The sequence below is a fragment of the Cedecea sp. VD22 genome, assembly GCF_037150195.1.
Taxonomy (GTDB): domain Bacteria; phylum Pseudomonadota; class Gammaproteobacteria; order Enterobacterales; family Enterobacteriaceae; genus Cedecea.
Genome location: NZ_JBBCPX010000032.1, coordinates 1 through 4,363, shown reverse-complemented (window position 1 = coordinate 4,363; position 4,363 = coordinate 1). Strand labels below are relative to the sequence as shown.

General features: G+C 50.5%; 4 protein-coding genes and 2 pseudogenes. 1 reads left to right on the top strand and 5 read right to left on the bottom strand.

Going from position 1 to position 4,363, the window contains the following annotated elements; all coding sequences use genetic code 11:
• A pseudogene (locus WFK85_RS23270) lies at positions 1–181 on the bottom strand (hemolysin); the annotation flags it as partial.
• A gap of 339 nt (positions 182–520) precedes the next feature.
• Between WFK85_RS23270 and WFK85_RS23265 the strand changes: the two are divergent.
• Positions 521–961, top strand: coding sequence for a SymE family type I addiction module toxin (locus tag WFK85_RS23265; RefSeq protein ID WP_336709935.1), 441 nt, complete (start codon positions 521–523; stop codon positions 959–961).
• Positions 962–1,002: 41 nt separating this feature from the next.
• Here WFK85_RS23265 and WFK85_RS23690 read toward each other — a convergent pair.
• From WFK85_RS23690 to WFK85_RS23245, 4 genes and pseudogenes are all read right to left on the bottom strand, one after another.
• Positions 1,003–1,239, bottom strand: a pseudogene (locus WFK85_RS23690) (contact-dependent growth inhibition system immunity protein); the annotation flags it as partial.
• Between the two features lie 124 nt (positions 1,240–1,363).
• The gene (locus WFK85_RS23260) at positions 1,364–2,467 is read right to left on the bottom strand and encodes a VENN motif pre-toxin domain-containing protein (protein ID WP_336710345.1); all 1,104 of its coding nucleotides are present in this window, start codon (positions 2,465–2,467) and stop codon (positions 1,364–1,366) included.
• A gap of 123 nt (positions 2,468–2,590) precedes the next feature.
• Positions 2,591–2,977, bottom strand: a complete 387-nt coding sequence (locus WFK85_RS23250; RefSeq protein WP_336709946.1) for a barstar family protein — start codon at positions 2,975–2,977, stop codon at positions 2,591–2,593.
• Between the two features lie 8 nt (positions 2,978–2,985).
• Positions 2,986–4,363 (bottom strand): VENN motif pre-toxin domain-containing protein (locus tag WFK85_RS23245; RefSeq protein ID WP_336714336.1); only part of this gene is annotated, 1,378 nt, incomplete at its 5' end.

Here is a 4,363-nt window from a genome sequence, read left to right as displayed (position 1 = left end):
CGGCATCCAGCGCCTGCAGATCGCCATAGGTGGCCACCACGCCGGTCATCTGGCCGCCGATCTCACCCACCAGCTGCGCCGTCTGCAGGCGTTTTTGCTCTTCCTCTTTGTTAAAGATCTGCCCGATGCTGCCGTTGGCATGATCGGTGTCGCGGCTCAGCGTGGCAACGTCCCGCTGCAAAGTGAGCTAAAAATCAATCCGGGTCATTATCCAAAAAAATCACCCTCTATATTCCTCATTATTTAACACCAAATCGCAGAGAGATAATCGTAATTCTCATCTGTGATGCAACATTACATCCTATAGTGTTATTTCCATTATATGTATCGCAATTTTTGATATGAACATCTAATCAGATACTGTGGTTTTACACAGCGTGATATAATAATCAGGTGTTGGAGTGAATTGCATCTGAAGGAGAGAAATATTACGTAAGAAATTAATTATAAAATAGCGCGACATAAAGGTGTGCCACCACCTCCATGCCGCTGACCACATGCAACTAAACAGGAGTTGAACATGGCTGCGAAGAATTTTAAGCCAGAAGTCACTATTTCCAAAACAAAATCAAACGCACCGGAAAATAACGCTGAATACTGCGATTCGGCACGCAATAAACCAGATAAGTGCTTGCCACCGGCCCCACCTTCACGCACTGAGTTTTACGACCGGGTTCGGTACGACTATCTGCCGCTTCAGGGCACGTGGATTTCACAGGCCGGGTTTACACCGGGTATGCCGATAAAAATCCGGGTGATGCCGGACTGCATTGTGATCACCACCCAGAACAGCCGCGAACTTTGGGGCTGTGCCGAGGGGTTAAGCGTCACACATTTCAACAAGAAGAAGATGCAGCAGTGGATCAAATGCTTCCCTGGGGCGTTGAACGATACCGGCGATATCCCGGTTATCAGACGGGAATCGCCCCGCTATGACTGCCTGAAGCGGGGTAAGGACTAAAACCTAAAGTGAAAATCCCGGCTTGGTGGTCGGGATTAATTTTATTTCATATCTGAAAATAGTATTGATAATATATTTTCCAACCATTCCCTTACAGTTAACTCATCGGCTGTAGGATCATAATAGCCATTATGTTCAGATATAAATTCTTTTGGAATATTATTTTCACTTGAGAGAAGCGTAGTAATCTCCTTCTTGAGTGCCAAACATCTATCTTCTGACTCCCTACTTAAAAAACGATCAATCACATTATCAGAAGTTGGGTCATCATAAAACCAGTCCTGATGAAATTAAGCCCCAAAAAGATAAGTAATATTCTCAAATTGCATATTCTTTTCCAGTACTATTTAGGGTAAGCCGTATGGACCCTATAACCAGTTGGCATCAATAGATCCTTAGATATTATTTCAACCCTTGGTAGTAACCAACCGCTGACTTGGCTGCTTCCTCACTCATCCCGGTGCGCATATACGCCGACACCATGCCATTAAACAGTTCCTGCGTCTGTTTCGCTTCCGGGCTGGTGCCGTTAAGTAGTTGCTGTATCTGCTGATAACCTGCCTGTGCTTCCTTCTGATTCTGATAACCCAGGCTCTGGTAGGTGTCCTGCTTCTCCTGCGCATCCTTCCGGGCTGCGGTACATGCCGAGGCACTTCCACCCATACAGGCATCGACTAGGGTTTTACTGGTTTCCGCATCCTTACGATTCAGCGCATCCCGCTCCTGCTGTTCCTTCGGCGTCAGGCTCTGTTTGTGGTTCAGCTCCGTCTGGCGGCTCTTATCCGTACTGCTCAGATAGTTATTCTCAACCGCATTCTTCCCGGCCTGCGCGCCCGTGGTCGCTGACGCGGTGCTATTCCCCACCACGCCGCCGGCGATCCCTGCCGCCATGGTGCCTAACAGGCTAACCAGCTGTTTCTGGTCCTGGGTTAAATCACCCGGATCTTTCCCCGGGAACATCTCTGCGGCAATTTGTCTCGCCGCCAGCTCACCGCTGAATGCCCCCGCCGCGCCTGCCGCCGCATTGCCGCCTGAGAGCTGGGCCGCCAGGGCGCCCCAGACCGCGTGCGCCATCAGGTTGGCTGAATCATGGCCTTCCGTCGCGCCCTTAATAGCCTGCGCCATCACCGGGTTCAGGCCACCCGCCAGGGCTTTATTGAAATCCCCCCCGGCGGCGCCCGCCAGAATGCCGCTTACCGACTGCGCCACCATCTGGTACTTACCGCCGATGCCGTAGTCGCCAAAGGCTTTTTGGTAGTCCTCCGTATTACGCAGTTCTGCAGCGCTCATGCTGGCGTATTTGCTATCTTTGGCACGCACGGCATCCAGCGCCTGCAGATCGCCATAGGTGGCCACCACGCCGGTCATCTGGCCGCCGATTTCACCCACCAGCTGCGCCGTCTGCAGGCGTTTTTGCTCTTCCTCTTTGTTAAAGATCTGCCCGATACTGCCGTTGGCATGGTCGGTGTCGCGGCTCAGCGTGGCAACGTCCTGCTGCTGATTCACGTGCTGCGTTATGCTTAATAACGTCTACTTTCATCAATATGGAGGTTTAGAAAAAGGTTTCTTCCGAGCCTATCGGCCAGCGCTATAAAACCACCGAGACCATTTTATCTGAGTAGTCATTGACTATGGGATCAAAATTTTTTTTATATTCTCTCTATCTTTCTCTTGGAATATGACCTCTAATATATGTTGCTCATGTCCCACCCAACCCATGGCAACATCCATTAATATCTCCAAATATATTTTCAAATCATCACCAGGTATACTAGGCAACCTATCATGAACTATTATTATTTTTTTCTCAGTTATCCAACAAAAATCACTCAAACAATCTTCCAATGCATTCCAGTTAAAGCCAAAATACCCAGGAAACCACAGTAAATAATAGATAGAATTTAGTAGTTCATCAGTGCTAGCGATCAACGGATCTAATCTAGCGAAGAAAACCTCGCCAGTATCATATGATGCTGGACCATCAACAAACTTAAACACATCATTACAATCAGTCATTTAAACTCCTATTTTATTTTTATAAACGTCTTATAGTGATCATTTGTATAATATGCCTCCCCTTGTTGTCCAACAACTATTCGTTGGGGGCCAGGTCCTGAGATACCTGGAGTTGGATGTACATATTCTTTATAGTATCCAGGTTGCTTCGGAGGGAGACCTGTTTCACCAGTAACTCTATCAGGACGATTCTGGAATGTGGAACCATCGTTCTTATGTGGATATGAACCACTATTCTGGATCCTGTCAAGAGTAGGCTTTAAATCCACTGTTCCGCTAAAATTTTCTCCTGTCTTTATATCTTTGACGGTTACACCGTCAATAAATCGAATAGATTCATTTGTATTATACCTGGCAGTATTTTTTCCTGTTGATAAATACATCAGATCATCATTACCTGGCCCATTCGGGATCGGCGTTACCGTGGTGTTGCCACCCGTATCCGGCTTACCGTCAGCGTTTCCGGTATTCCACGCGCCCTGTTGCCCGCTATTACCCGGTGTGGTCAGCGTCGTGCCTTTGTTTTGCTCCGGGATGGGGTTCGTCAGCGTACTGTCAACCAGCGGCCGGTCAAGCGCCGGCAACGGGAGCAGAGTGCCTTTCTGACCCTCGACCATTTCCTTATACGCCGCCTGCTGCTCCGGGGTCAGCCGCTCGATGGCATCGGCTTTACCCGTCATGGCCGCTGCCAGTAACATTGTGCGGTCTGCATCTGAGAGATTGTCCATCGCCGTTTTCGCCACGCCGATGCCCAGCAACGCTCCCAGCCCTTTCTCCACTACCATGTTACGGCATGAGGCAACCTCCGCGCATGCTGTGACGCCCAGGCGTAAAACGACTGACAGATTGTTATTCTCAACAGCATTCTTCCCGGCCTGAGCGCCGGTAGTCGCCGCTGCGGTGCTGTTCCCTACCACGCCGCCAGCGATCCCTGCCGCCATGGTGCCCAGCAAACTAACGAGCTGTTTTTGGTCCTGATTCAAATCCCCAGGTTTTGTATTCGGGAACATCTCTGCGGCGATATGCCTGGCCGCCAGTTCGCCGCTGAATGCCCCCGCCGCGCCTGCCGCCGCATTGCCGCCTGAGAGCTGCGCCGCCAGAGCGCCCCAGACCGCGTGCGCCATCAGATTGGCAGGTTCATTGCCTTCAGTGGTGCCCTTAATAGCCTGCGCCATCACCGGGTTCAGGCCACCCGCCAGGGCTTTATTGAAATCCCCCCCGGCGGCGCCCGCCAGAATGCCGCTCACCGACTGCGCCATCATCTGGTATTTACCGCCGATGCCGTAGTCGCCAAAGGCTTTTTGGTAGTCCTCCGTATTACGCAGTTCTGCAGCGCTCATGCTGGCGTATTTGCTATCTTTGGCACGCACGGCATCCAGCGCCTGC